20 protein-coding genes and 1 pseudogene are annotated in these 23,887 nt (G+C 59.3%); 4 read left to right on the forward strand and 17 right to left on the reverse strand.

Annotation, left to right across the window (positions count from 1 at the left end; all coding sequences use genetic code 11):
• Positions 1-47 precede the first annotated feature (47 nt).
• Positions 48-212, forward strand: a complete 165-nt coding sequence (locus KI811_RS00740; RefSeq protein WP_214184576.1) for a hypothetical protein — start codon at positions 48-50, stop codon at positions 210-212.
• Here KI811_RS00740 and ftsH read toward each other — a convergent pair.
• The 5 genes from ftsH to KI811_RS00765 form a co-directional block, all read right to left on the reverse strand.
• Complete coding sequence (ftsH, locus tag KI811_RS00745; protein WP_214184577.1) at positions 206-2,065, reverse strand: ATP-dependent zinc metalloprotease FtsH; 1,860 nt, start codon at positions 2,063-2,065, stop codon at positions 206-208. The genes KI811_RS00740 and ftsH overlap by 7 nt on opposite strands.
• Positions 2,066-2,170: 105 nt before the next feature.
• The gene (gene cas6, locus KI811_RS00750) at positions 2,171-3,097 is read right to left on the reverse strand and encodes a CRISPR system precrRNA processing endoribonuclease RAMP protein Cas6 (RefSeq protein ID WP_214184578.1); all 927 of its coding nucleotides are present in this window, start codon (positions 3,095-3,097) and stop codon (positions 2,171-2,173) included.
• Between the two features lie 93 nt (positions 3,098-3,190).
• A complete protein-coding gene (locus KI811_RS00755; protein WP_246551212.1) occupies positions 3,191-3,946 on the reverse strand; it encodes a succinate dehydrogenase/fumarate reductase iron-sulfur subunit in 756 nt (251 codons plus the stop codon).
• Positions 3,946-5,859, reverse strand: coding sequence for a fumarate reductase/succinate dehydrogenase flavoprotein subunit (locus KI811_RS00760; protein ID WP_214184579.1), 1,914 nt, complete (start codon positions 5,857-5,859; stop codon positions 3,946-3,948). Before KI811_RS00760 ends, KI811_RS00755 begins: the two co-directional genes overlap by 1 nt.
• Positions 5,860-5,868: 9 nt before the next feature.
• On the reverse strand, positions 5,869-6,531 hold the full coding sequence (locus KI811_RS00765) for a succinate dehydrogenase cytochrome b subunit (RefSeq protein ID WP_214184580.1): 663 nt from the start codon (positions 6,529-6,531) through the stop codon (positions 5,869-5,871).
• A gap of 604 nt (positions 6,532-7,135) precedes the next feature.
• Here KI811_RS00765 and tgt point away from each other — a divergent pair.
• Positions 7,136-8,242, forward strand: a complete 1,107-nt coding sequence (gene tgt / locus KI811_RS00770) for a tRNA guanosine(34) transglycosylase Tgt (RefSeq protein WP_214184581.1) — start codon at positions 7,136-7,138, stop codon at positions 8,240-8,242.
• Positions 8,243-8,323: 81 nt separating this feature from the next.
• Positions 8,324-9,118 (forward strand): nucleoside triphosphate pyrophosphohydrolase, encoded by a 795-nt coding sequence (gene mazG, locus KI811_RS00775; RefSeq protein WP_214184582.1) that lies wholly within the window; start codon positions 8,324-8,326, stop codon positions 9,116-9,118.
• Between the two features lie 318 nt (positions 9,119-9,436).
• On the opposite strand, the gene murJ is transcribed toward mazG, so the two are convergent.
• The 4 genes from murJ to KI811_RS00795 all read right to left on the reverse strand — a co-directional run bounded on the left by murJ (position 9,437) and on the right by KI811_RS00795 (position 14,517).
• On the reverse strand, positions 9,437-11,002 hold the full coding sequence (murJ, locus tag KI811_RS00780; protein WP_214184583.1) for a murein biosynthesis integral membrane protein MurJ: 1,566 nt from the start codon (positions 11,000-11,002) through the stop codon (positions 9,437-9,439).
• A 59-nt stretch (positions 11,003-11,061) separates the two neighbouring features.
• Positions 11,062-13,185: a thioredoxin domain-containing protein gene (locus tag KI811_RS00785; protein ID WP_214184584.1), complete on the reverse strand. Its 2,124-nt coding sequence runs from the start codon at positions 13,183-13,185 to the stop codon at positions 11,062-11,064.
• Positions 13,186-13,308: 123 nt separating this feature from the next.
• The gene (locus KI811_RS00790) at positions 13,309-13,659 is read right to left on the reverse strand and encodes a YtxH domain-containing protein (protein WP_214184585.1); all 351 of its coding nucleotides are present in this window, start codon (positions 13,657-13,659) and stop codon (positions 13,309-13,311) included.
• Between the two features lie 54 nt (positions 13,660-13,713).
• Complete coding sequence (locus tag KI811_RS00795) at positions 13,714-14,517, reverse strand: tetratricopeptide repeat protein (protein ID WP_214184586.1); 804 nt, start codon at positions 14,515-14,517, stop codon at positions 13,714-13,716.
• 163 nt (positions 14,518-14,680) lie between these two features.
• Between KI811_RS00795 and ptsP the strand changes: the two are divergent.
• Positions 14,681-17,035 (forward strand): annotated as a pseudogene (gene ptsP, locus KI811_RS00800) (phosphoenolpyruvate--protein phosphotransferase).
• A gap of 13 nt (positions 17,036-17,048) precedes the next feature.
• Here ptsP and KI811_RS00805 read toward each other — a convergent pair.
• The 8 genes from KI811_RS00805 to KI811_RS00840 all read right to left on the reverse strand — a co-directional run bounded on the left by KI811_RS00805 (position 17,049) and on the right by KI811_RS00840 (position 23,771).
• Complete coding sequence (locus KI811_RS00805) at positions 17,049-17,789, reverse strand: hypothetical protein (protein ID WP_281876030.1); 741 nt, start codon at positions 17,787-17,789, stop codon at positions 17,049-17,051.
• A 40-nt stretch (positions 17,790-17,829) separates the two neighbouring features.
• Entirely contained in the window at positions 17,830-18,993 is a 1,164-nt protein-coding gene (locus KI811_RS00810) for an ABC transporter permease (RefSeq protein ID WP_214184587.1), read from the reverse strand.
• Positions 18,994-20,151 carry an ABC transporter permease gene (locus tag KI811_RS00815; protein WP_214184588.1) on the reverse strand — a complete coding sequence of 386 codons (1,158 nt, stop codon included), beginning with the start codon at positions 20,149-20,151 and terminating at the stop codon, positions 18,994-18,996.
• A 3-nt stretch (positions 20,152-20,154) separates the two neighbouring features.
• Positions 20,155-20,850: an ABC transporter ATP-binding protein gene (locus KI811_RS00820; protein ID WP_214184589.1), complete on the reverse strand. Its 696-nt coding sequence runs from the start codon at positions 20,848-20,850 to the stop codon at positions 20,155-20,157.
• Positions 20,851-22,065 carry an efflux RND transporter periplasmic adaptor subunit gene (locus tag KI811_RS00825; RefSeq protein ID WP_214184590.1) on the reverse strand — a complete coding sequence of 405 codons (1,215 nt, stop codon included), beginning with the start codon at positions 22,063-22,065 and terminating at the stop codon, positions 20,851-20,853.
• 151 nt (positions 22,066-22,216) lie between these two features.
• Positions 22,217-22,720 carry a type 1 glutamine amidotransferase domain-containing protein gene (locus KI811_RS00830; RefSeq protein ID WP_214184591.1) on the reverse strand — a complete coding sequence of 168 codons (504 nt, stop codon included), beginning with the start codon at positions 22,718-22,720 and terminating at the stop codon, positions 22,217-22,219.
• A gap of 75 nt (positions 22,721-22,795) precedes the next feature.
• Complete coding sequence (locus KI811_RS00835) at positions 22,796-23,374, reverse strand: superoxide dismutase (protein WP_214184592.1); 579 nt, start codon at positions 23,372-23,374, stop codon at positions 22,796-22,798.
• 115 nt (positions 23,375-23,489) lie between these two features.
• Complete coding sequence (locus tag KI811_RS00840) at positions 23,490-23,771, reverse strand: DUF503 domain-containing protein (protein ID WP_214184593.1); 282 nt, start codon at positions 23,769-23,771, stop codon at positions 23,490-23,492.
• Positions 23,772-23,887: the final 116 nt, after the last annotated feature.

The raw sequence follows: 23,887 nt of genomic DNA on the forward strand, positions 1-23,887 counted from the left end.
GCCAGTTTCAGTCTGTGCAAAAATTTCCGTCAAGGAGCGTCCCTACCATGGAAACCATCAAGACCGCCCTCTTCGAAACCCTGATGGAGAGTGCCGTACCCGACGGCGACGACGGCTATATCTTCACCCTGGAAGGAAATACCTACCGGATCAAAGACACCCTGGAGATATCCAAAATCGCCCAGGACCATGGCTACATCATTATCTACTGACGGTCCGCCAGACCGAGCAACCCATTGATCCGCTTTCCGTCAAGAGTTTCTTCTTCGATCAGGGCATCCACGAGAATATCAAGCTTGTCCCGATTCCCTGCGATGATCTCTTCGGCCTTGGCCTCGGCCTCCTTGATGACGACAGCGATTTCCTGATCAATGAGCCACGCCATCTGCTCGGAAAAGGTCTTCTCCTCCGCCAGCTTGCGCCCGAGAAAGGGATGTTCCTCGCCGCGCCGGAAGGTCATGGCGCCGATCTTGTCGCTCATTCCCCACTGGCAGACCATCTTCTCCGCCAGATCGTTCACCATCTTGAGATCGTTCTGGGCTCCCGTCGAGAGATCGCCGAAAACGAGCCGCTCTGCCACCCTCCCTCCAAGGGCCACGGAAAGCCGGTTCACGAGATACGTCTTCGAGTAGTGGTAGCGGTCGTCCTCGGGGAGTTGCTGCGTCACCCCCAGAGCCTGCCCCCGCGGGATGATCGTCACCTTGTGGACTGGGTCGGTGCCGGGAAGCAGCTTGGCCACCAGCGTGTGGCCCGCTTCGTGGTAAGCGGTAATCCGTTTCTCCTGGTCGGTGATGTACATCTTCCGCTCCCCGCCCATGAGAACCTTGTCCTTAGCCCTTTCCAGGTGATCCATGGTGACCGTGGAGGAATTCTCCCGCGCCGCCAGTATTGCTGCCTCGTTCACCAGATTCTCCAGGTCCGCGCCGGTCATCCCCGGCGTCCCTCGGGCAATCACCGCCAGGGACACATCTTTGTCCATGGGAATCTTACGGGTATGGACCTGGAGTATCTTTTCCCGGTCCCGCCAGTCGGGCCGATCAATCACCACGTGCCGGTCGAAGCGGCCCGGGCGGAGCAGCGCTGCATCGAGGACATCGGGGCGGTTGGTGGCCGCCATAACGATGACCTCATCATGGGGATCGAAGCCATCCATCTCCGAGAGAAGCTGGTTCAGGGTCTGCTCTCGCTCATCGTGGCCTCCGCCGAGGCCGGCTCCGCGACTCCGGCCCACGGCATCAATCTCGTCAATGAATATGATACTCGGCGCCGATTTCTTGGCCGTGGCAAAGAGGTCCCGCACTCTCCCCGCCCCGACGCCAACAAACATCTCGATGAACTGCGATGCGGTAATACTGAGAAACGTCACGCCCGCCTCTCCGGCAACAGCCCGAGCAAGAAGCGTCTTCCCCGTTCCGGGAGGGCCGACCAGCAGAACCCCCTTCGGCACCTTCCCCCCAATCTGCTGGAACTTTTTCGGGTCCCGCAAGTAGTCGACAATCTCTCTCAACTCTAACTTGGCATTTTCCATGCCTGCCACGTCGTCGAACGTCACCCTGCTCTTTTCACCCGGGGTATACATCTGTGCCCCGGACTTGGCAAATCCCCCCATCATCGCACCGGGGCTCTGCCCCCGCATCCCCCTCATGGCGAGCCACCAGACACCAATGATGAGAATCCAGGGAAGCAGATAGAGAAGCCCGCTCAAGAGGGGTGAGACCTCAGTTGTAACAGCAGTAACATCCACTTTTTTGCTTTGTAAATCGGCCATGAGGCTTGGATCCTCAATGGCTGGCTTTATTGTAGTAAACTGGGTGACCTCCCGAACAACGGGTTTTCCGGAAACTGAATCGGTCAGCGACACCTTATTCCTGAACTCTCCGCTGATCGAATTGCCCTTAAGGCTAATCTTCTTGATGTTGTCAGCGGCCAATTCATCCTTGAAACGACTATACGAAATTGAAACCCCACCCTCGGCGGTCTGCCGGGCAAAGTATCCATAGACAAAGTTGAATACAATAATGAGTACAAATACCCATATCAGTGGTTTCCAGACAGACTGCCCCATGGGTGACTCCTTGACGCCGAAACTCGATTCTCGATCAAGTTTCGGCAAATCATATCATTGCAATGTCAGTAAAGTGGTAACACACACTCCTTGATTTGCAAGGCTTTACGGGCAATTAACACCAATAGAGAAGCGACCGAGACCGAACGCTGCACCTTTACCCACATTAAGGAACTCGCCTAAGAGCAAAAAAGAGATAAATTCCTCGGGTACGCCGCTCAACACCGCCTCTCCGATCAATCCGGTGAGCTTTCCCCCCTGTTTGCCTCCACCCCATTCAACCCACTGAATCGAACTGCCTGATACAGTAACCTTCTCACAGAGGGATGCCAACCACCTAAAGTCCACCAAAATCTCGTCGTCGCAGTAATAGGAAGCAAGGGATGAAATTCGTCGTATGAGGGTGCGCATAAAAAGGGGGAATGAAAAGGTACGACTCGGCCTGCCATCCTGCATAATCTTCAATGGCGAGAGCAGTCGGAGGGTCACGTCGCCCGAAACGTCCACCCAACGCGTGTCACAGAGCCCCTCTGACGTTAGGAGGGTGAGGGATTCTGCAAACCCGGCCGAGTGATCTGCCGAATAGATAAGGTAAGACTCCCCGCGATAGCCCAGGGATTCGACACGCTCCACGATAGCCAATTCGTTTTTTTCGTCGTGTTTGGAGCAAAGAAGCTTAACAGCATTCACAAACTCGGTAACGAAACGTGTCGCAGTGCCCAGGAGAGCAAGACGGATCTCGAAAATAGTGCCAGAAGTCTGCTGATTGGGAATTACCGGAAATGAGAATGCAAAGGGAAGAGGGGGTTTCTGATGTCTCTTGACCGTCGCCGGATCTGAACTCAGGGCTTGGGCAAAGACGATTCGATACGGGCACTCATTGTGGCGGTCGCACAGAACACACTCCTCCTCAGTACAACCCACCACCCGCCGGAACGATCGCTGAAATCCATCGCGAATGCGAAACAAAAGATACGGGTCAGATATGTCCTCGGTCAGACGGATCGTTATCCGCAGAACTGCAATGGTCATACTTTTTCCCCTATCAAAAAGAATGGGGCGGATCGTTAAATCCGCCCCATCGCACCGTGCCATTGCACGGCGTCATAATGAGTCAGGGCATCGCTAGAAGATGGACTTGAGGTATTCCCTATTCAATGTCGCGATGAATTTGACATTGATACCCTTCGGGCAGGCAGCCTGACACTCATAGTGGTTGGTGCAGTTGCCGAAGCCACATTCCTGAAGGGCGCCCGTCATTTCCTGAACGCGACGTTTCGCCTCGGCCTTGCCTTGGGGAAGGACCGCCAATTGGGAAACCTTGGCAGAGGTAAAGAGCATGGCCGAACCATTGGGGCATCCTGCCACGCACGCCCCGCAACCGATGCACTCGGCCGCGTCCATGGCGTAGTCGGCGATATCCTTGGGAACCAGGAGCGCGTTGCCGTCGGCAACACCACCGGTATGGGCAGACGTGTAGCCACCCGCCTGAATGATTGTATCGAGTGCCCCACGGTCGACGACCAGGTCCTTCACGATCGGGAATGCACGGGCACGCCACGGCTCGATGTAGATGGTATCGCCGTCCTTGAACATCCGCATATGGAGCTGGCAGACCGTGGTGCGGTCCTGACCGCCGTGGGCCATGCCGTTGATAACCTGTGAACACATGCCGCAGATGCCTTCACGACAGTCGTGATCGAAGGCGATAGGGTCCTTGCCCGCCTTGATAAGGTCTTCATTGACCTCGTCGAGCATCTCAAGGAAAGACTGATCAGGGCTGACATTCTTGGCCTCGTAGACCTCGAACTTTCCCGGATCTTTGGGGCCATTCTGGCGCCAAACGTGGAGAGTAAGATTCATGGTTTTATCGTGGCTCATTATTTGTAGCTCCTTATCGCCAGATGGACGTTTTCAAACTTCAGCGGTTCGATGTGGAGTTCAGGCTCTGCATTGACCCCTTTGAACTCCCATGCAGCGGCGTGGCAGAAGTTTTCGTCGTCACGCTTCGCTTCACCGTCGGGCATCTGGTGCTCTACCCGGAAGTGTCCACCGCAGGACTCGTTACGGTAGAGGGCGTCCCGAGTCAGAAGCTCCCCGAACTCGAGGAAGTCGGCTACGCGTCCTGCGTTCTCCAGATCCTGGTTGAACTGAGCACCCGAACCGCTGACCTTGACATTCTTCCAGAACTCCTCGCGGAGCGCAGGAATCTTCTTGAGGGCCTCCTTGCAGCTCTGCTCGCTGCGGGCCATGCCGACGTTCTCCCACATGATCCTGCCCAACTCGCGATGAAACTCGCTGACGGTCTTCTTCCCGTTGATCGACATGAGTTTCTTGAGGTTGTTGTTCACATCGTCAACCGACTTCTTGCACTCGGGATTGTCGGCCTTGACCTTGCCCGGAGCCGTCTTGGCCAGGTAGTTGGCGATGGTGTAAGGAATGACGAAGTAACCGTCGGCAAGACCCTGCATGAGGGCGCTGGCGCCGAGACGGTTCGCGCCGTGTACCGAGAAGTTTGCCTCGCCCAGAACGAAAAGCCCCGGAACGTTGCTCTCGCAGTTGTAGTCAACCCAGAGGCCACCCATGGAATAGTGGGGGGCCGGGTAGATACGCATCGGCACCTTGTAAGCGTTCTCGTCCGTGATCTTCTCGTACATCTCGAAGAGGTTGCCGTACCGCTCTCGGATCGTGTCTTCCCCAAGACGCTTGATAGAGGCAGCGAAATCAAGATAAACACCACGTCCGCCCGGTCCAACGCCGCGGTCGTCGTCACACTGCTCTTTTGCGGCACGGGAAGCGATATCACGGGGAGCCAGGTTGCCGAAGCTCGGGTACTTCCGCTCGAGGTAGTAGTCACGCTCCTCTTCAGGAATCTCGCCCGGCGCGCGCTTGTCACCCTTGTTCTTGGGTGCCCAGCAGCGGCCGTCGTTACGGAGCGACTCGGACATGAGGGTCAGCTTGGACTGCTTGTCACCATGCTGCGGAATGCAGGTCGGGTGAATCTGGGTATAGCAGGGGTTGGCGAAGAAGGCGCCCTTCCTGTGGGCCTTCCAGGCGGCGGTAACGCTGCACCCCATGGCGTTGGTGGAGAGGTAGAAGACGTTCACGTAGCCGCCGGTGCAGAGAACAACCGCGTCACCAACATGGCTGCGGATCTCGCCGGTCACCATGTCACGAACCGTGATCCCTTTGGCCTCGCCGTCAACGACGATGAGGTCAAGCATCTCGGTGCGGTTGAACATCTTGACGGTCCCAGCCTTGATCTGGCGGGCAAGGGCCGAGTAGGCGCCGAGCAGAAGCTGCTGACCCGTCTGTCCACGGGCGTAGAACGTACGGGAAACCTGGGCGCCGCCGAAGGAACGGTTATCCAGATAACCGGCATAGTCGCGGGCGAAAGGAACGCCTTGGGCAACACACTGGTCGATGATGTTGTTGGAAACCTGGGCCAGACGCCAGACGTCAGCCTCACGGGCGCGGAAGTCGCCACCCTTGATGGTATCGTAGAAGAGACGGTAGATGCTGTCACCGTCGTTCGGGTAGTTCTTGGCGGCGTTGATCCCCCCCTGGGCAGCGATGGAGTGGGCGCGGCGGGGGCTGTCCTGGTAGCAGAACGCCTCGACATTGTAGCCGAGTTCTCCGAGAGACGCGGCAGCGGCGCCACCGGCGAGGCCGGTACCGACGACAAGAATCTTGTATTTACGCTTGTTGGCAGGGTTGACCAGCTTCATATCGAAGCGGTGCTTGTCCCATGTTTTCTCAATTGGTCCAGTCGGACATTTTCCGTCGAGTATCACTTGAACCCCCTAACCTTTCAGAATGCCGGTGACGATGACGAATGGAATGGACGCATAGCCGATGAGAAACACCACCGCAGCGACCTTGCCAATCTTGCCGAAAACCGGAAGAGACTTTTCATTGTTCCAGCCCATCGTCTGGAAGAAACTCTGGATGCCGTGGGAGAGGTGAAGGAACAGCACCACCATCGCGGCGATGTAGAGGAACGCGATGATTCCGTGGGAGAAGCTGTTGGTCACCATGCCAAAGACATCGACACGGCCGAGAGCGTCTACTCCAACCCTTATATCGGGAGTAGCACGTACAGTGAATTGGAGGAGATGGTAAAGAATGAATGCCAACAGAAGAAGCCCGGTATAGAGCATACTGGTGCTCGACAGGGTGGCCTTTTTGAGATTCTTGACCGCGTATGTGTCGGGGTTGGCGGCACGGTTTTCAAGGCTCAACTGGACGCCGAAGAAAATATGGATGATCGCCACGCAGAGTATGACAAGACGGAAGCCCCAGACCAGAGGGGGAAGTGCGTGGAGGTGCTCGGCATATGCGTTAATGCCGCCAGGAATGAAGATGGAGGAGTTGCCAAGCAGATGGACGATAATAAACAGCACCAGAAACTGGCCGGTGATCGCCATCAGAACTTTTCTTCCAACAGTACTTGTGAACAGTTGCATAATGATTTCCCTTTGCGCGTATTCGTTGTTTAGAATTCGAAACTTCGCCGTCTAAAATCTCATCAGACAATCTAAACGAGGAGACTCAAGCGGCCTTACGGAGAAAACCTTTGAACCGGTTGCGGAGGCGCCCGCCATTCCTTACAATTGTCCATAGTTCCCTCCCCTGCAAGGATTTATAGTGAATCAAATACATCGAGAACCATCAGAACAATATTAATGTTTATTAATTTTTTTCTGTATACTGTATACTAAACGCCGTTTTAGGAAAAAGCAATAAAAAAGTAGCTCTAAAGGGGGCGCGAATGCTTCTCCCACCTGAACTTGGAACGGCTTGCAGAGACTTGGGCAACAGGAATGAAAGCAGGATATCCGCGATCAACGAACTCGGAACAGGATAAACTCTGGCGCATAACCCAGCAGTGAACAAGAGAATTTAACTGTACCGACGGGTAACTGCGGGCACTGACCATTACCACGGCGCGGTTGCTTTTTCGTGCCTGTTCTGTTAACAATGCTGGCCAATCACTCAGAAAAAAACAGATCTCAACTGAGTAATCATTAATCTTTGGGCTTTGTAATCCAATTATTTAGAAAAGGCAACATGAAATTTACCCTCAATAAAAAGGACAAGAAGACCGCTGCCCGGCGGGGAACTTTGGTAACGCCGCACGGCACGATCGAAACTCCTATTTTCATGCCGGTGGGCACTCATGCAGCCATGAAGGCAATGACGCCGGTACAGGTGAAGGAGACTGGCGCCCAGATCATCCTCTCCAACACCTATCACCTCCATCTCCGTCCTGGCGAGGAACTGGTGGCGAAAGCCGGCGGACTCCACAGCTTCATGGCCTGGGACGGACCTATCCTGACCGACTCCGGCGGTTTCCAGGTCTTCTCGCTCCCCAACAAGCGGATAACCGAGGAAGGCGCCTACTTCAAGCATGAAGTATCCGGCGAGGAGGTTTTTCTCGATCCGGCCAGAGCCATCGCCATCCAGGAAGCCCTGGGGGCCGACATAATCATGGCTTTCGACGAGTGCATTCCCTACCCCTGCGACCGCAAGTACGCGGCGAAATCGACCCGAAAAACCCTCCGCTGGGCCGAGCAGTGCAAGAAGGCCCAGACACGGAAAGATCAGGCCCTTTTCGGCATCGTGCAGGGAAGCGTCTTCGAGGACCTGCGCGCCATGTGCGCCAAGGAACTGGTGCAGATGGATTTCCCCGGCTACGCCATCGGCGGGGTCTCCGTCGGTGAAGGGCTGGACCTGCTAAAGAAGGTGGTGGAGTACACGGCTCCCTACCTGCCGGAAAACAAGCCCCGCTACCTCATGGGCGTTGGACTCCCGGAGGATATCCTCGAAAGTGTCGAGCGGGGGATGGACATGTTCGACTGTGTTATTCCAACACGTTACGCACGCAGTGCCACCCTCTTCACCAATCGGGGGAAGATTCGCCTCACTAACCGCAAGTACCGGCGCGACTTCTATCCCATCGAGCCAAACTGCACCTGTTACGCCTGCCGTAACTTCACAAGGGCCTACATCCATCATCTCTTCAACGCCAACGAAGTACTCTCCGCCATTCTTGCAAGCATTCACAACGTTCACTTCTATCTGAACATGATGGCGGAAATACGCCGTGCAATCGAAGAGGGACGTTTTGCAGACTATAAGCGGGAATTTCTGGAATCGTACCTGAAGGGCGCTTAGAGAAGAGGTCTGCAATTTCAACTGTCAACGGGGCATCCAGGCGGATGCCCCGTTACGTTTCGCGGACAGGAGAGAGTCGCCATGAATAACGAGGGTGCGGGATTCGAAAAAATTATGGAGATCATGCGCCGACTGAGGGGACCGGGGGGATGCCCCTGGGATGCGGAACAGACCCATGAATCCCTCAAACGGTATCTTTTGGAAGAGGCTTATGAGGTGATTGAGGCGATTGACGCGGGGTCGTCGGCGATGCTCCGGGAGGAGTTGGGCGATCTGCTCCTCCAACCGGTATTTCACGCGGTAGTCGCCGAAGAGCGTGGCGCCTTCTCCATGGAAGAGGTGCTTGAAACGCTGGCTGACAAGCTAGTGAGCCGCCATCCTCACGTATTCGGCGACCAGATCATCAAGACCAGCCAGGAGCAGTTGGAGAACTGGGAGCGTCTCAAGCAGAAGGAGAAAAAGGAAGAGCGGAAATCGGCCCTGTCAGGGGTCCCCCCCCACCTCCCGGCCCTCATGAAGGCCCAAAAGGTGACCGAGAAAGCCTCGCGGGTGGGCTTCGACTGGTCCCACGTGGATCAAGTTTTTGCCAAGGTCATGGAGGAACTGCACGAATTTGAGGAAACCATGATCGCCGGCGACCAGGAACAGATGGAAGCGGAACTGGGTGATCTCCTCTTCGCCATCGTGAATCTCGGGCGATTTCTCTCCATTGACCCGGAGGAAGCTCTCAGGAAAACCATCACCCGCTTCACTGGGCGTTTCGGACACGTAGAAAAGACCCTCCATGGGCGGGGTGTATCACTCAAAGATGCCTCTCTGGAGGAAATGGAATCCCTCTGGGAAGAGGCAAAACGTCGGGAACGAGGGGAAGTCTAACTGGGGAGCCGAGAATCTTTGGCACCTATTTTCAATACCGTAACCGATTTTCCACAAATTTTGTGGACAACCTGTGGACAACGATGTTGATAATTATACAAACAGATACTTTATCGCAAGGTTCTTACTTTCTGCCCATTTTTTAAACACACCGTAACTAGCTGTTTTTATTATATTTTAATCATTTCACCCATAATTCGCCACGTTAGCAAAATTTTACGCACCGCGACGCCCTTTTCGCTTGGCTGCGATACAATCCCTGTTCATAACTGCATGGGATTCATCCCTTCGGAACAGTCGTCGGAACGCCCTGAACAATCACCGCCCCAACCGCCGCCGGACCTGCCCCACCACCTCGCGGGCCTCCTCGCACCGAAGCACGTGAGCAACTGTCATAAAGATCGCCACCCCCACGCCAATCGACCCCAAGAGCACACAAGCCTTGACGATCTTCCCTCCCGGTGCCGCCCAATCAGTCAGCCTCATCCCCCAGAGGACGACAAGCGCCATCGGAATGGCGGCCAGGAAGGCCTTGAGACCGGAGATGACGATCCTCCGCCCGCCGAAGGGACCGATCTTTCGCCTCAGGAACCAAAGAAGCAGCCCCATGTTCCCCAGTGCGGAGAGGGATGAGGCGAGGGCGAGCCCCCCGTGTTTCAGCGGTCCCATAAGGAGAAGACTGAAGAGCACGTTGAGGACGAAGGCGGTAAAGGCGATGGCAACCGGCGTCTTCGTGTCCTTCAGGGCGTAGAAGGCAGGGACAAGCACCCGCACCAAGGCTACCAGCGACAATCCAATTGAATAGTAGAAAAGGGCCTCGGCCGAACTGACCGCCTTGGCGTAGTCGAACTCACCTCCCATGAAGAGGAGGCTGAAGATGGGGGTCGCGCAGACCATGAGGCCGGCGGTGGCCGGGATGGTGACAAAGAGTGTAAGCCGAAGGCCGAAGGCGAGGGACTCCTTGAGCTGGTCCATTTCCCCCGCAGCCGCCTGGCGGCTCATGGAGGGAAGAACAGCCTGGGCCACGGACACGGTAAAAATCCCCTGGGGGAACTCGAAAAGCCGCTGGGCGTAGTAGAGATAGGAAACGCTCCCCTGGGGAAGGAGGGAGGCGAGGATGTTGCCGACGGTGATATTCAGGTAGTAGACGCCGACGCCAAAGACTGAGGGCCCCATGAGAAGAGCGATCTTGCGCACCGCCGGGTGCCCTGGGTTGAAACGGGGCCGGATGGGGAAACCCTTGCTCCAAAGGGTCGGGAGCTGCAGGGCCAACTGGAGAAAGCCCCCGATGATCACGCCGATTGCCAGGGCCGTGATGGGGACCTGGAAGCGGTCGTGGAGCAACCACGCGCAGAGGATCATGGAGATATTGAGGAATACCGTGGATATGGCCGGGGTAAAGAAGTGTCGGACGGTGTTGAGAATTCCCATGCAGAGCGCCACGAGGCTCACGAAGAAGATATAGGGGAACATGAGCCGGTTCAGGAACACGGTCAACTCGAACTTGGCGGGTTCCACCTTGAAGCCGGGGAACATGAGGGAGACGATGGCCGGCGAAAGCATAATCCCGGCTAGGGTCACCGCTGCCATGACGATGGTGAGGAGGGTGAAGCAGGCGTTGGCCAACTCCCGCGCCTCCTCTTCCCCCTTCTGGGTGAGCCACTCGGAGAACGTGGGGACGAAGGCGGAGGTGAGGGCCCCCTCGGCGAAGAAGCGGCGGAGCATGTTCGGTATCTGGAACGCGGCAAAGAAGGCGTCGGTGGCGAGTCCGGCCCCAAAGAGGCGCGAAACCACCATATCGCGCACCATACCCATAACACGCGAAAGGATTGTGGCAAGGCCCAGCACGCCGGCGGCCCGGGCGATCTGCTTTTTTTCTGACATTGGTTCCCCTGATATATGACAGTCGAGGGGAGGTTATTATCACAAACAGAGCCGGAGAGTCACGGTTTTTGCGTAGGTGGGGGATAGCATTCATCCAGCGCGCGGTTGAGGATCTCCTCAATCGCAGCGGGGGAGTCGGCAGGGATGTGGCAAGTGCCAACGGCACAGACCCGGGCGGTTACTATCCCAGCCTTCTGCTCCATTTCCTCCCTCAGTACAAGCCCCGGAATAAATCTTCGTCCAACCCCGGCCAACATGCCCCGGACCTCGTCACGACTCCCCCCGGAGATGGTCACCTCCACTTCCGGCCCCAGAAGGAGATCAAGCGCCATGAGGGTTTGGAGATGAGCGGCAGGCTGGCGCCCGGCTCCTTCCATGAAGACGCTGACGATTTCCTCTCCCGCCGCGACAAAACGTTCCTCGCCGGAAATCCGGCCGAGGCGGATGAGCGCGGTTGAGGCCAGGGCGTTTCCCGACGGCATCACGCCGTCATGGGTCTCCCGCCCGCGCATGAGGACCGCCTCGGCATCGTTTCCCGTGTCATAAAGCCCCTTTCCGTCGCCTGAGAAGAGGCGAAGCATCCCATGGGCCAGGGAGCTGGCCTCTTCCCGATATCGGGAGTCAAGGGTCGCCTCGTGGAGGGCCAGGAGTCCGTGAATGAGGGCAGCATAGTCTTCAAGGAAGGCCGGCGCCTCCCCTTCCCCCCGGTGGATGCTCCTGAGGAGCCGTCCGTCGGCCCTGCGCAGATCCCGAAGGATACGCTCCAAGGCTGCTTCCGCCGCCACGAGGAACCGCTCCCCTCCCCCGGCCAGGAATACCCGTGCCAAGGCCGCGATCATGAGCCCGTTCCAGGCGGTCACGATCTTTTCATCCCGGAAGGGGCGCACCCTCTGCTCCCGTTCCGCCAGAAGCCGCGAACGCCATTGATGAACCTTCACATCGAGATCTTCGGGGGCGACACCTTCCCGCAGCGCGGACTCATGGAGCGGGCCGGGGAGATTGAGAATGCTCGCTTCCTCGAAATTCCCCTTTTCGGTCACGTCGAACAGGCGGCAGAACATATCCCCGTCCGCTTCGCCAAGGATCGACCGCACCTGGGCCGGAGTCCAGAGGTAAAACCTCCCCTCCTCCCCCTCGGTGTCCGCATCAAGGGCCGAATAGAACCCCCCTTCCGGCGCCACCAGTTCCCGGAGGACGAAATCACAGATCTCCGCCGCCATCTTCCGGAAAAACTCCCGCCCCGTGGCCTGGAATGCCTCCACGGCCGCCGTGGCCACCAAGGCCTGGTCGTAGAGCATCTTCTCGAAGTGGGGGACGAGCCACCGGCTATCGACACTGTAGCGGTGAAGGCCGAAGCCGAGCTGGTCGAAGATCCCGCCGCGCCGCATCGCCGCCAGGGTTGCCACGACCATGGCGGTGGCCCCGGCATCGCCGAAACGCCGGCCGTAGCGGAGGAGAAATGAGAGGTTGAGGGGCATGGGAAATTTGGGTGCCTGGCCGAAGCCGGCGTTGACCGGGTCGTACATGGTACCCAGCTGGCTTCTGGCACCGTGGAGGGGCTCATCGCCGGCAATCTCCCCGGGATTCGCAAAGGAGAGGTTCCGGAGGCTGCCGAGGATGGCGGTACAGTTCTGGCGCACCAGCTCCCGGCGCGTCTTCCAGACCTCGGCGATGCGGCCGAGGATTTCAATGAGTCCCGGCATCCCTCCCCGAGAATGTTTGGGGATGTAGGTGGCAACGAAGAACGGTTCCCGGTCGGGGGTCATGCAGACGGTGAGGGGCCAGCCGCCGCTGCCGTTCATGAGCTGGGCCACCCGCATGTAGGTGTCGTCGATGTCGGGCCGCTCCTCCCGGTCCACCTTGATGGCCACGAAGTCCCGGTTCAGCACCGCTGCCACGTCATCGTCCTCAAAGGACTCGTGGGCCATCACATGGCACCAGTGGCAGGTGGCGTAGCCGATGGAGAGAAAGATGGACTTGTCTTCGGCCTGGGCCCGGGCAAAAGCCTCTTCCCCCCATTCGTACCACTCCACGGGATTGTCGGCATGCTGAAGGAGGTAGGGGCTTGAGGCGAAGATGAGCCGGTTGAAGCCTTCTCCGCCATCGGGAGGAAGGGAGTCGCGATCAGTGGAAAAAATTCGCTTGAGCCGTGCCTGTTCGTCGTGACGAGGGTCCTTTTCCATAGATCCTCCCGTGTCATCTTATCCTGAGCCTGACTCTCTTGCCGCAGAGACTCCCCGAACGCGGGATAAACGAAAGGCGGGGTGATTGCCCCGCCTTTCCCGGTCAGCCGTGCCGCATCAACTCTACCCGATCATTTTGGCCAGCCGTGACTTTTCCTTCTCCAGACGATCCTTCCCCTCCTCGAACGCCTTGAGGAGATCCTTCTTCACGTCCAGGGAGATCTCCTTGCCCCGCGCCAGGATGTCCTGAGTCTTGTCATTCAGGTTATCCACCACATCGGTGACCTTGTCGGTGAAGTCCTCCACCATCTCCTCGGCCTCGCTCCGCGCCCGACGTGCAAGCTTCTTGATATCGCGGCGGGTCTTCTTTCCCGACTGGGGAGCAAAGAGCAGAGCGGCCCCCGCGCCGAGAATCCCTCCGGCAATGAGCATCAGCGAACCAACCACCAGCGTGTTGTTTTTGTCTTCGGACATGGATCATCCCTCCTTCTGGGAAATAATCTTCGTTAAAGACAATGATACCGCACTTCAGTGATTAGTCGAGCCCACTTCGGCCCTCAGCCCTTCGAGCACTGCCTGCACCTCGGCAACGGTTTCCTTGGCCTGGGAAGACTTCTCGTGCTTGAGATAGAGTTCCAGGTGCCGGATGGCGTCTTTGACCCGCTCGTTATCCATGTAGAGGCTTCCGAGGGTGAGGTATGACATGCTGAAGGTTGGATCGAGCCGCACGGCCTCCAGGCACTCATGCTCGGCCTCCTCGTGCTCTCCCAGGTCGTAGTAGAGCTCACCCAGGTTGAAGTGGGCCGCGGCATCGTCCGGATCCAGCTCGATCCCCTTCTTGAAGGCGGCGATGGCTTTATCGTGCTCGTCAAGGCCATACCAGGCGTCGCCAAGGCCGTTGTAGGCAAAGACGTTGGCCGGATCGATCTCCAGGGCCTTCTCGAAGGCTTTGATCGCATCCTGAGTCCGCTCCAGGCTGTTGTAAACGAGGCCGATGTTCACGTGGGCGTCGGAGTTGTCGGGGTCGAGCGCCACCACCCGCTGGTAGGCCGCCAGGGCCTCCTTGTACTGCCCCAGCTCGAACTTGATGTCTCCCACCGCGGTGAGGGCGTCAAGGTCATTGGGCGCCAGCTTCAACCCCTTCTCGTATTCCTTGAGGGCATCCTGGAGTTTCCCCTCCTCGCCCAGGGCCTCCCCCAGGTAAAAGTACCCTTCGGCATTGTCGGGCTCGCGCTCCACGCACTCCCTGAACTGCGCGGCGGCACCCGTATAGTCGCCCGCCTCCGCGAGACTGATTCCCTTTGCCAGAAGCTCGTCAAACGTATCCGCCATGGTCCCTCTCCTTTGTACCGGTATTCTTGGGGCACACTATACCAGAGGAATACGGGCGGCGCCACCGCTGCGGTCGCCCAATGAGGATTTTCCCGATTCCGGACTTTTCATCGATCGGTTCATGGCTTATAATTAACTCACTTTCGCGAGAAGGGCAGCGTACATGGCCGAAGAACAACTGGAGACGACCGGTCTGCGGATACTGGAGGATATCAGCACCCTCATCCTCAAATCCCACGACCTTCCCGACACCCTCGACAACATCGTTCATCTGGTTGCAAAACGGATCGGCACTGATGTCTGCTCCATCTACCTGCTGGAAGAAGATGGCAGGACACTCCGTCTCGCAGCCACCAAGGGTCTGCTGAAAAGCTCCGTCGGCAAGATCACCATGAAGACCTCCGAGGGCCTTGCAGGCCTGGTCATCGAGACGGGGGGGATGGTCACCACCGACAAGGCTCCGCTCCACCCCCGCTACAAGTACTTCCCTGAAACCCGCGAGGAACGGTTCAATTCCTTTCTCGGCATCCCGCTCATGCTGCGGGAGCTACCCATGGGGGTCATCGTCATTCAGACCAGGGAAGCGCGCACCTTCCGTCAGTAAGAGGTGAGCACCCTCACCACTATCGCCTACCAGATCTCCAGCATCGTCATCAACGCCAAGCTCCTGGATTCCATCCGCCTGAAAGAGGCGGAGCGGGAACGGCTCGAACGGGAACTGGAAAAGTTCAAGGCCATCGGGACACCGGCGGGTGGGGAACCGCCCGCCGACAAGCGCAAGCGGGATAAGCGTTCGCTCCTGCTGATGGGTACGCCGGTTTCCGCCGGCTTTTCCCGCGGCAGGGCCGTCATCATCGACCGCCGGAACGAGCATGACGGGATGGGGGTGGCAACGGTGCGGTCGCGCGCCGAGGAGCGGACCCGGCTTCAGACGGCCCTCGAAAAGGCCAAGATAGAAACCATCTGCATGGAAAAAAGGGTGGCCGAGCTCCTTTCTAAGGAGGATGCCGCCATCTTCCACACCCACCTGATGATCCTCGAAGACCGGGGGTTCCTCGCCAAGGTCCACGACCTGATCGAGCAGGACTACGGTGCGGTGCGGGCCGTGAACGAGGTGGTCGCCCATTACGTGAACGCCTTCTCCCAGATGGAGGACCCCTACCTCAAGGAACGCTCCGCCGACATGGAGGACATCCGGCGGAGGATCATCGCCTTCCTCGACGGGTCGGGCCATGCGCGGCTCAGGCTGCGGGAGAAGCGGATCCTCGTGGCCCACGAGATACTCCCCTCGGACATGGCCACCCTCGACCACGAAAAACTCCTGGGGATCGTCACCGAAAAGGGAGACAAGAATTCCCACGCCGCCATCATGGCCAAGTCCCTCGGCATACCGGCGGTGGTGGGGGTGGAGGGAATCCACCAGAAGCTCGGGTTGCGGGACGAAGTGATCGTCGACGGCAATTCGGGGCGCATCTACATCAACCCAAGCGAAAAGGTAAAGGGTGAGTATGAGCGGCTGGAAATCGACTTCGGGATCAAGAGGCGGGAGCTTGAGGAACTGCGGGATCTGCCGGCGGTGACCCGGGACGGGGTAGCGGTGGCGCTCAAGGCAAATATCGGCCTGTTGAGCGACATCCGGGTCGCCCTTGCCAACGGCGCCGAAGGGGTGGGGCTCTACCGGACCGAGTTCCCGTACATGACCCGTTCCGCCTTCCCGACCCGCAGCGAGCTTGTGGGACTCTACCGCAAGGTGCTGGAAGGCTTCGCTCCCCACCCGGTCACCATCCGCACCCTCGACATCGGAGGGGACAAGACGCTCCCCTACTTCCCCATGACGGCAGAGGACAACCCCTTCATGGGATGGCGCTCCATCCGGGTGTCGCTGGAGCGGGAGGACATCTTCCGGGTTCAGCTGGCAGGGATACTCCTGGCCTCGCCTCACGGAAAAGTCAAAATCATGTTCCCCATGGTGTCGAGCATCGCCGAGATCTGGCAGGTCAAAAAGATCCTCGGGGAGGTGCGCGAGGAACTGGCCCACGAAGGGCAGACCTTCGACCCCGACATCAGCTTCGGGATCATGGTGGAGTTGCCGGCTGCCGTGCAGACCGCCCACATCCTCGTCAACGAGGTCGATTTCTTCAGCATCGGCACCAACGACCTGATCCAGTACACCATGGCGGCGGACCGGAACAACCCGAAGGTGCGCCGATACTACGACTCCTGCCAGCCGGCGGTTCTCCATTCCATCAAACGGGTGGTGGATGTGGCACTTGCGGCCAACAAGCCGGCATCGGTCTGCGGCGAGATGGCTGCCGACCCGGTCATGGCCGTACTCCTCGCGGGGATGGGCATCCGCGAGCTGAGCCTGTCGGCCCCCGCCATCCCGGTGGTCAAGAAGGCCATCCGCTCCGTGGATATCCGCACGGCACGGGAGATGGCGGACCGCACGCTCTCCCTGGTCAGCTCCGGCGCCGTGCGCACCTACCTGGCTGAGGCCCAGAATGCTCTGGGAATCTGACCCGTTCCCGCCTTTACGCTATCTCCGCATGGGCCTCGGGGTCGAGGGGATTCATCCGTACCGCCAGTGAAAAGAGGTAGGGGTAATCCTTCTTCAGGTGCTGCATGTAGATGAGCCATTCCCGCACCAGATGGCCAAAGGCCCGTTTCATGTCACCGGACAGGTGATCGAGGTCTGGAGGCTGAAGAGCTTCCAGGGCTCTGCGCGACATGAGCTCGTCCGTCAGGTGGAAGACGGCCCAGAGCAGATCCGTGAACTCGTCATGTTCCAGGAGGTTGGGGTTTTCCAGCATCCTCAGCATGAAATCCCGCTTGCCGGCCAGAAAACTCCCGAGTTGCGCCAAGTCCCCCCTGCGACTGTCGATCCGCAACTCGGCGGAGGCGACAAAGACATCGGCCTCCCTGAAATCCCGCTCCTGCCACTGGGGCCGCACCTTCAGCCGTGCCCCCAGTTCATCCGGCTCCGTGATGAACCGGGAGAGAATCCGCACAAGTTCGGTCCCCACCTCGCTGAAAAATATCCCTATCACCATGTTGAGCTTCTGCCGCAGCGCTATCCGCTCCCTCTCCTTGAGAACCCGTTCGATCATCAGGGTTACGAAGAGGACGTAGACCGGCAGAAAGGCGAAGTTGCCGAGAAAGCCCACCGCAACGTCTTCTGCCCTGCCGATGATGAAGTAGTCTACCGCGTACAGGATCAGGGAGGCGAAAAGCATGATGGCCGCCAGATGGCGGGTGGCGAGGTAACGTCTCACGATGGTCTCCACAACGATACGAATCAGGATAGTGAATCAACTACGTCGCCCGCAGAGCGTCCACGATATTCATCCGCGCCGCCCGCACCGCCGGCAACAATCCCCCCACGAATCCCATGACGAGGGAAAAGATAAGCGACTTGCCGATGATGTCGAGGGTGAGGGTGAAGGTGAAGGCCAACTCCGAGAAGGTCTGCCAGTTCATGGTGGAAATAGTGACCAGTTGCATGAACGAGGCGAAGAAGAGCCCCACCACCCCGCCCAGAAGCCCCAGGAAGAGCGACTCCAGAACAAAGGCAGCCAGGATGCTTCCCCGCTGGAAGCCCAGGGCCCGCAGGGTGCCGATCTCGGTGACCCGGTTGGCCACGGCGGCGTACATGGTGATCATGGCGCCGATGACCGCCCCGAGGGAGAAGATGATGGTGAGGGTTATCCCGAGAATCCGGAGAAATTTGGCCATGGCCTGGGACTGATCGGCGTAGAAGGTGATCTCCCGCTTCGCTTCCAGGGTCAGGCGCGGGTCGCCCTCGATCCGCTCCTTCACCCTGGCGAACTCCGACGGGTCCCGCAGCTTGAAGATGATGGAGGAGTAGACGGGTCGGCGGAAGGCCTGCATGAGCTGGTCCACGTCGCCCCATATCTCCGATGAGAAGCCGGTGTTGCCGGCCTCGAAGATCCCCACCACGGTCCAGTCCCGCATGCCGAAGCGAAGGGTCTCGCCGATGCCTCCCCCCTTGAAGCGCTTGGCGATGCTGGCTCCGGCCATGATCTCGGCCGAGCCGGGTCGCGGCATGCGTCCCTCGATGACTTTCACCTGGGGGCGCATGAGAAGCGATGTGGCACTTACCCCCCGGATTATGACGTTGGAGGGCTTGCCGCTCCCCCGCTTGGGAAGGCTGATGAGGACCACGATTTCCTTCGCGACGAGACGCTTTCCCCCCGCCACCGCGATCTCGGGCTGGGTTTCCACCACCGCCGCCTGGGAACGGTCGATGCCGCTCTGCACCTCCGTCTGGGCCGATTTGCGGATCACCACCACGTTGTCGTAGGAGCCGGTATCCACCAGGGTCTTCCGGAGCCCCTCGGCCAGCATGAGGGTTGCCGCAAAGACAAAGACCACCAGCGCCATGCCCGAGGCGGTGAGGACCGTGGTCAGGCGCCGGGTCCAGAGGTTGCGGAAGCTGTAGGAGTAGGGGATGCTCATCTACCCAATCCTCCTTAAACCATCCGCTATGCGGATGGTCGACCCGCGCCAGGTGGGAAAGATACCTGCCACGACTCCCACCACGAGGGCGGCGGCCAGGTCCATCACAATGGTTTGCGAGGCAATGGAGAAAACCGGGAAAAACTGGGAGAGCTCCGTCTCGATCCAGTGGGCCGCCGGGAAAGTGCAGGCAACCCCGGCAATCCCGCCGATCATAGCGATGACGATGGATTCGCCGAATATCACCCCCGCAATGTGGATCGCCCCGAAGCCGAGGGTCTTCAGGGTGGCGTACTCGGCGATCCGCTCCCGGGCGGTCATGGCCATGGTGTTGGCCGCCACCACCATGATGATAACGATCACCACGTAGGAAACGATCTGGATGGCAATCAGGATCGCCTCGGTCATGGAGACGAAGCTCATCTGGAACGCCTTTTCGGTCTCGGTCAGGGTCTCGGCCAGGGAGTTCTTGAAGATGGCATCTATCGCCAGGGAGACCTCCGCCGCCAGTTCCGGCTTGGTGAGGGAGATCATGTAGAACCCCACCTGGTCGGCGCGGCGGGCAAGAGTCTTCTTGACGGTCTCGTTCAGGTAGTCCCAGTGGAAGAAGAGCTGGGTCTCGTCGGTGTTCTTCTGGGCACCCCGGTAGATCCCCCGGATCACGAAGTCCCATTGGCCGGGGAAGATGGTTCCCCGCAGCGTCACCTGATCCCCCACCTTCCAGCCGAAGCGCTCGGCGGTCTTTCGCCCCACGATGCACCCCTTGCGGTCAAGGGCAAAGGCCTTTACCTGGGAGGAGTCGATGACGTACTCGGGGTACATGGCCAGGTAGCTCTTGGGTTCGACGGCGAAGTTGGGGAAAAAGTTCTTCTCGTCCTTGTAGATGCCGCCGAACCAGTTCCCCCAGGAGACGTCCTTCACCCCCGGCATCTGGCGGATACGGTCCTTGTAGGAAATGGGAAGGGGAAAGACGAGGGATATGGCATTGCGGGTGATGAGGCGGGAGGCCGACGACGCCTCCACCCCCGCGTACCAGAGGTCCACCAGGGTCCTCAGGAGGCCGAAGGCCACGATGGCGATGGCCACCCCCACAATGGTGAGGATGGTCCGGAGCTTGTGGCGGAAGGCGTTGCGTATGAGGAGCTTGAGGATGAACACGGTTTACCCTGCCCCGTCGGTCAACTCCCCCTTCTCCAGGTGGAGGAGCCGGTGGGCCTGCTCGGCGGCCCGGGGATCGTGGGTGACCATGATGATGGTCTTGCCGAAGCCATGGACGAGCCGCTCCATGAGCGCGAGGATCTCCCCGGCCGAGACCCGGTCCAGGTCGCCGGTGGGCTCGTCGGCCACGAGGATCTCCGGGTCGGTGACCATGGCCCGGGCAATGGCGACCCGCTGCTGCTGCCCCCCCGAGAGCTGGGACGGGTAGTGGTCCATCCGGTCGGCGAGCCCCACCAGGGAGAGGACCGTCTCCACATGGTCCCGCCGCTCCCGGCGGGTAAGCCCCGTGAGGAGGAGCGGCAGTTCCACGTTCTCGAAGGCGGTCAGCACCGGGATCAGGTTGTAGAACTGGAAGATGAACCCCACGTTGCCGGCCCGCCACGCGGCCAGCTCCGCCTCGGGGAGGGTGGTGATCTCCACCCCGCCGATGGTGATGGTGCCGCTGTCGGCCTTGTCGATGCCGGCGATGAGGTTCAGGAGCGTGCTCTTCCCCGACCCCGACGGCCCCATGAGGGCCAGGAACTCCCCCGGCGCGATGTCAAAGGAGATGTCCTGGAGCACCGGCACGGTCTGCTGCCCCCGCCGGTACGACTTGGAGAGGTTGCGCACGGCAACGATGGGAGGGGTGGTTTCTGCCATCTACTTCTCCGCCGTCTTGATCTTCGTCCCGTCCTTGAGCTTGTCCAGGGGCTTGATGGCGATCTTGTCGCCCGGCTTGGCGCCGGCGGTTATCTCCAGCATCTCGCCGATCTTCGCGCCGATGGTGACGGGTGCTTCCACCACCCGGTTCCCCTTCACGAGAAAAACCACCTTCCGCCCTCCCCGCTCCACTACCGCCGCGGGGTTCACCGCCGTCTTGGACTTCTCCTCACCCGGGGCCACGGGACGTTGAAGAAATGCCACCTTGGCGCTCATCTCCGGCAGTATCCGCGGATCGATCTTCTCGAAGCGGACCTTCACGAGCACCGTCGCCTTGGAGCGGTCGGCGGTGGGGACCACCATGTGGACCCTGCCCCGGAAACGCACTTCGGGAAGGGCATCCAGCTGTATTTCACATGGTTGCCCAACCTTTACCGTCTCAAGGTTCGATTCTGAGACATCGGCCTCCACCTGGAGGGAGCCGAGGTCGGCAATGGTGACCACGGCGGCCTTGGCGTTGGCGGCAGCGCCGATGGGGGTGACGATATCGCCGATATCGGCGTTCTTGGTGAGGACCACGGCGTCGAAGGGGGCACGGATGAAGGAGTATTCCAGATTCACCTCGGCCCCCCTGAGGGCCGCCTCCGATGCGACGATTGCGGCATTGGCCCCGGCTACTGCCGCCTTTGCCCGGCGGTAGCGGGCCTCGGCGGAATCGTACTCGGCCTTGGCGACAATCCCCTCCTTCAGGAGCTGTTTCTCCCGCTCAAAGGCAAGGGTGGCATCGGTGAGCTCGGCCTTGGCCTGGTCGAGGTTCGCCCGGGAAGTTTTCACGGTGGCGGCGGCCTGATCCCTGGCTGCCGCGGCATCGAGGTTTTCCAGGCGGGCAAGGACTTCTCCCTGTTTCACGCGGCTCCCCTCCTCCACTCCCAGCCAGTCGAGCCGACCGGTCACCTTTGCGGCCACCGCGGCCTTGCGCTGGGCCACCACATAACCGCTGGCGTTCAGGAGCGTGTAAGCCTGGGAAGGGTAGACCTGCGTCACGGTGCCCGTTTCCACGGTTACCGCCGGCGAAAGGACGCCGCTCACGAAGAGGATCAGGAGGACAACCACCGCCACGGCTGCCGCAATCCAGTAGCGCGGCCGGCGCCTGCCTCCGGAACGGGCAAGGGCGCCCTTGTCGATCTTCAGCTTTCCCAGGTCTTCGTTGGCCATAGAGGTCTCCGGGTGGATTTATGGAAGCTTCGCCGTGAGAGCATAGCATTAGTGGCCCATGGTGTGAAGAGGGGAAGAGGCCACAAAAAAGCCGGCTGGGACGGGCTCCCTTCCGGCTTTCCTGTAAAGTATCAGCCCGAACCGAAGCATCTTACCCCTTAAGCTTTTTCATGATCTCCCGCATGAAGGCGGGGATGTCCGACGGCTGGCGGGAGGTGATCAGGTTGCCGTCAACCACCACCTCGCTGTCCTCGTAGAGGGCACCTACTCCTCGCATCTCGTCGGCGACGGATTTGTAGCAGGTGGCCCGCCGTCCCGACAGGAGACCGGCGCTGATAAGGATCTGGGGGCCGTGGCAGATGGCGGCAACGGGCTTGTTATGGGCAAAGAAGCTGCGGCAGATTTCGAGGGCTGCGGGTTCTTTCCGGACGGCCGCCGGCGCCTTTCCCCCCGGGATGACAAGGATGGCGTACCCCTCGGGATTCACCTCCGCAAGGGACTTGTCTGCCTGCACCTCGTAGCCGTGCTTCCCCGTTATGGTTCCGCGATGGATGGATGCCACGTCCACCGCTATCCCTTCCTCCAGAAGACGGTAGTAGGGGGCGAGAAGTTCGGAGTCCTCGAACTGGTCGGCGCTGATGATGAGTGCTTTCATGGTTTTTTCCTCGCTGAAAAAACCAGAGGGGCAATCCGTCGAATTGCCCCTCTGCGATTATCCCCAACTGCCCGGTTACTTCAGCCGCGCCTCGGCAGCCTTCCAGTCGATGTTCTTGAAGAAGGCCTCGATGTAGTCGGCCCGCTTGAGCCCGTAGTCGAGCATGAAGGCATGCTCGAACACGTCCATGATCAGGATTGGCGTGCAGCCGGCCGGATGGGCCACATCGTGCTCGTTGATCCAAAAGTTCATGAGCCTGCCGCTGGCCGAATCCTGGTAGAGGACGGCCCAGCCGATCCCCCGCATGGCGCCGGTGGCCCGGAAGTCCTTCTCCCACGCCTCGACGCTCCCGAAGTCGGCGGCCAGTTTGGCGGCCAGCTTCCCGCTCTGGTCGATGCCCCCCTTCCCCCCCAGATTCTCGAAGTAGAACTCGTGGAGCCGCATGCCGTTGAACTCCCACCCGAGGCGGCGCTTGAGCTCCGCATACTCGGGGGTTGCGGTGTTCCCCGCCTTGAGCATCCCGTCGAGGATGTCGAGCACCTTGTTGGTATTGGTGACATACCCCTGGTACAGGGTGAAATGGTTTTTAAGGAGCGCCTCGCTGAACCCCTCCATGCCGAGCAGTTTCGCGTAATCCTTAGCTTCATAGGCCATGACTCTTCCTCCTTATGGTTGATGGAATTTTCGGGGAGCCGAAATACGGATCAACCTTACCATGAAACGGAAAAAGGTCAACAATAAAAGAGACAAAAATTATCTTTTTTATCTCTTAACATTCCTCAATGAGGGAGGCCACGATCTCCACATCGGGCCGCTCCTCGGCGATCCACTCCTCGAGCCGCTCCAGGAGATGGCGGACCCGTGAGCGGTTTTCCCCCACGGTTACAAAGGCAATGACCGTCTCGCCGTGGACATCCTGCAGGTCCACCTCTGCCGCGGCAACATTAAAGTTCTGCCGTGCTCTGGCGATGATGCTCTTCACGATCCCCCGTTTCCCCTTGAGAGAATCGGTCGGCAGGAAGATGTGAAAGCGGGCCGAGAAGACGAACATGTGCATGCTCCAAAAAACAAAAAACGAGGATTTTTTCGTTCTGGGGGTGGCTGACGAAGGATTGCGCGGAGGCATACCCCACGGTATGCCGCACAAGCAATCATGAAGGCAGACAC

This window comes from Geobacter hydrogenophilus (assembly GCF_018501225.1).
In the GTDB taxonomy this organism is placed as follows: Bacteria; Desulfobacterota; Desulfuromonadia; order Geobacterales; family Geobacteraceae; genus Geobacter; species Geobacter hydrogenophilus.